The organism is Archangium sp., assembly GCF_036388035.1.
GTDB lineage: Bacteria > Myxococcota > Myxococcia > Myxococcales > Myxococcaceae > Archangium.
In genome coordinates, this window is sequence record NZ_DASVSO010000237.1 from 1 (window position 1) to 3,679 (window position 3,679).

Sequence of the window (3,679 nt, forward strand, 5' to 3'; positions counted from 1 at the left end):
CCGATGGAACCGCCGAGGGCACCTTCCTCATCAAGGATCTCCGGCCGGGCCCCGTGAGCTCGAACCCGACGGGCTACACCGCGTTCAACGGGCTCGTCTACTTCACCGCCGATGACGGCCGCTCGGGCAAGGAGCTGTGGAGGACGGATGGAACCGCCGCGGGCACCGTCCTCGTCAAGGACCTCGCCCCCGGGCCCGCCAGCTCGGGCATCACCCAGCTCGTCGTGCTCGGCAACCAACTCCTCTTCTCGGCGGCCACCGGGACCGAGGGCCGTGAGCTGTGGAAGAGCGATGGAACCGCCGAGGGCACCGTCCTCGTCAAGGATGTCCTGCCCGGAGGTGACTCGGGGCTCGCGCAACAGCCCCTCTTGCCGATTCCCTCCGAGAACGTGGTGGTGTTCGCCGCCAGGAATGGCACCTCCGGCCTGGAGCTGTGGCGGTCCGACGGCACGGCCAAGGGCACGGTGCGCTTGCTGGATCTCGCGCCCGGTGCCGCCTCCTCCTACCCGAGCCGCTTCATCGCCTTCGGTGATTCGCTCCTCTTCCAGGCCGATGACGGCACCACGGGCCGCGAGCTGTGGAGGCTCCCTCTTCCCCTGGACCGCAGCACGGACTCCACGCCGCCGCGGCTCACCTGCCCCGCCGCGATGACGGTGACGGCGGCCGATGACGCGGGCGCTCCCGTCTCCTTCAGCGCCACCGCCCAGGACGACGGAGGCGTCGTGAGCACCGTCTACAGCCACGTCTCGGGCAGCACCTTCTCCGTGGGCACCACCCCCGTCACCGTCACCGCCACCGACGAGTCCGGCAACACCTCCACCTGCGCCTTCTCGGTGACGGTGGAGCTACCGGCGAAGCCACCCGTGGAGCCACCGGCCTCGGGCTGCGGCTGCGCCTCGCCGCCGGGAGGCGTCGGCGCGCTCTGGGGTCTGCTCGCCCTCGCCGGCCTCCTCCGTCGGCGTCGGTCATAGCGCCAGGGTGCTCAGTCGTTGCGGTCGACGCTCACGTACAGGGGTGCGCCGTCCTCATGGAAGGCCACCTCCACGAGCCACTGGTCCCGCTCCCACGTGACGAGGGTGTCGCCCAGCAGCTCGTCGACCTCCGTGGGTTTGGAGAAGGCCTTCTCGAAATCCTGGCGCGTCACCCGCGAGGCGGGCAGGGTGCCTTGGGGCAGGATGAGCTGCCCCGTGAAGGAGCGCCAGGGAAGTCGCGACACCGTGAGCCCCTGCTCCGGCCGCTGCAGCGCGACGCGGAAGGACTCCACCTCCTGGTCCCCCGGCACATCCACGCGCAGGCCCCACGCCGGATAGGCCCAGCAGCCCCGGCGCTTCTTCTCCCGCCACGAGGCCGGCGCGCCCAGCACCTCCCGGACGCGGCTCGCGGGCTCCGCCAGCCGCAGGCCGCAGAGGCTCGGCCGCGTCAGGTCCAGCACCAGCTTCCCGGGCGACTCGGGCCTCGGCCACCCCCGGAAGACGAGCGCCTCCATCAGCCCCATCAGCGCTTGCCGAGCTGTGCCCGGCCCTCCTCGGCCCCCTCGAAGTGGATGCGGGCACGGTTCATCACGTCCTCCACCGGGTGCAGGTGCAGCGCCATCTCCGCCACCTTATAGAGGGACAGGCGTTCGCCCCATTATCGGGCCAGGACGGCCAGCGTTGCCCAGGGGGTCCCCCCCGCTTTCTTTCGTGCCCGACGTAGGACAAGGTGGGCAACGCCGGGGAGGGGAGCGAGCAGCCCGGAGCGGGCCCAGGTGGGTTCCCGCGGTGGTGGTTGGCCGGACACTCCGTGAGCGAGCAGGTCGCGCCGGGTGGTGAGCGGTGCCCCTCAGGTGGGCAGGGGGCGCCGGAGGTCAGGCCCACCGAGCGTGGGGCCGCGCGGCTCGCGTTCCTGGGGGAAGAAGAGCGGCCGGGTGTTGGGCTGGAGCCAGAACCAGATCGTGTAGAGGCCCAGGGCCGTGCCCACCGGGAAGCTGGCCAGGTTCAGCACGGCGAGGATGAGGGTCAGCACCTTCGACCAGGCGCGCCGCCTCAGCAGGCCGATGCCGCCGATGAACCCGGGGAGGGCGAGCACCAGCAGCAAGGTGGCCATGACGCCGCCCACCCCCAGGATTCCGACACGCTCCTCCGCCTCGCTCGTGGCCAGGGCGCCAAACACGATGGCGGCGAACATCGCGAAGGCCACGAGAGCCAGGAGGGCACTGAACACCACATAGAGGATTCCGAGAACGTGGCGGTGTCTGTCCAGGACGTTGGCGCTCTGCATGCTCGTCTCCCCGGGGGCGCCCCATTGCGTGAGGCGCTCCTGGGAAGCATCTGCACTCTGCCCAGAACGGGAAAGCAGTCGAGGAGTGCTCGGCTGGAGCGGTCGCTCGCTGGCCAGCGACGGACCCGCACTGCGAGCGCCACACCCATCCCAGAGCACGCGTTGTGCCTCGGCCCGGTTGAATTCGAGCTTGCCATAGGACTAGATAGGTTGGCACGATGACCCTACTCCCGGCGTAACCGGGTGCGCCAGCTCCACAGCCCACACCCGCGAAACCCAAGCGGCGGAAGTAGCCTTGCCGCTTATGGGTTATAGGAATATCGTTGAACCCGGAGGATCGATGCGCACTCTCAAGGACCTGACGGCCTTCGTGGAAAAGGAGGCGGTGAGCGAGGGCCCTGCCGCTCGAGCGGCCCTCCAGGCGGAGCGCGACCGTTTCCGCATCGCCCGAGAACTCGCCGAGGTGCGCAAGGCGAAGGGGCTGACTCAAGGCCAGCTCTCCGCGCGTTCCGGGGTGCCTCAGAGTGAGATCAGCAAGATGGAGTCGGGCAGGGCGAACGCCACCGAGTTGACGCTCTTCAAGGTGTTGCACGCGCTGGGCTACGCCGTTCGTCTGGAGCCGCTCAGACGTAGCGCGGCCTCCAAGCGCTCGGTTCGCCCGAGCACCACGAAAGGGAGCCGGGCGGTGCTGAAGCGTGCCACCCGTGGGCGAGCGATCGACCCTGCTACTTCGTGAGATGAAGGGGGGAGCGACGCTCCCCGTCCCTCACCCTGGATCGACCTGCAAACCCTCTGAGGAAGGCTTCGCCGGCAACAGCCGCTGGAGGGAGAGGAGCGCCTCGCTGTCCAGCGCCAGTCCCGCGAAGACCGTGGGCGTCCACGCGCCCTGCCAGAACTGGGCTTGCGTCGGCGACCCGTGGCTCCACGCCGCCTCCTTGCGGAGATTGAGCCCGGCGTTCAGGTAGACAATCCACACCTTGAGCGTCAATCCGGCGTAGACGTTCGCCGGGAAGCCATTGCCTCCCAGCCCCACCAGGCCCCCCAGGCTGAGCGTCTGGTGGCGATCCCTGCGGTTGAAATCCACCGGGAGGAACGCGACCCCTGCGAACGCATCCACCCGGGCGGGCTCCGAACTCTGGACGCCGGGCTCCGGAGAACCCCCGCCGCTCGCCGGCCCGAGCTGGAAGTCCGGGAGGCGCCGCAGCGACATGCCCCCTCCGGCGATGAGTCGGAAGAGCCTCCGCTTGTTCCCCAGCGCCTCCAGCGCGCCCCCCTTCTCCTTGGCGAGCAACAGGAGCTTCTCCTGCTGGAGGACGACCGCCTGGAGCTCCTTGTCCTTGGTGTCCACCGCCTGGGTGAGACGCGTCTGCTGCTCCTTCAGCTGAGCGGAAGACTTCTCGTCACGCACCTGTCCCGACCC

5 protein-coding genes are annotated in these 3,679 nt (G+C 69.6%); 2 read left to right on the forward strand and 3 right to left on the reverse strand.

The window, feature by feature from the left end:
• Positions 1-971 (forward strand): ELWxxDGT repeat protein (locus tag VF697_RS10330; protein WP_331093788.1); only part of this gene is annotated, 971 nt, incomplete at its 5' end.
• 11 nt (positions 972-982) lie between these two features.
• Here VF697_RS10330 and VF697_RS10335 read toward each other — a convergent pair.
• Both VF697_RS10335 and VF697_RS10340 read right to left on the reverse strand, forming a co-directional pair.
• The gene (locus tag VF697_RS10335) at positions 983-1,495 is read right to left on the reverse strand and encodes a hypothetical protein (RefSeq protein WP_331093790.1); all 513 of its coding nucleotides are present in this window, start codon (positions 1,493-1,495) and stop codon (positions 983-985) included.
• Positions 1,496-1,821: 326 nt separating this feature from the next.
• The gene (locus VF697_RS10340; RefSeq protein WP_331093792.1) at positions 1,822-2,259 is read right to left on the reverse strand and encodes a hypothetical protein; all 438 of its coding nucleotides are present in this window, start codon (positions 2,257-2,259) and stop codon (positions 1,822-1,824) included.
• Positions 2,260-2,599: 340 nt separating this feature from the next.
• Here VF697_RS10340 and VF697_RS10345 point away from each other — a divergent pair, with 340 nt between their 5' ends.
• Positions 2,600-2,995, forward strand: coding sequence for a helix-turn-helix transcriptional regulator (locus VF697_RS10345; RefSeq protein WP_331093794.1), 396 nt, complete (start codon positions 2,600-2,602; stop codon positions 2,993-2,995).
• Positions 2,996-3,025: 30 nt separating this feature from the next.
• Here the strand turns inward: VF697_RS10345 and VF697_RS10350 are convergent.
• Positions 3,026-3,679: hypothetical protein (locus tag VF697_RS10350; protein WP_331093796.1), on the reverse strand; the 654-nt coding region annotated here is incomplete at its 5' end.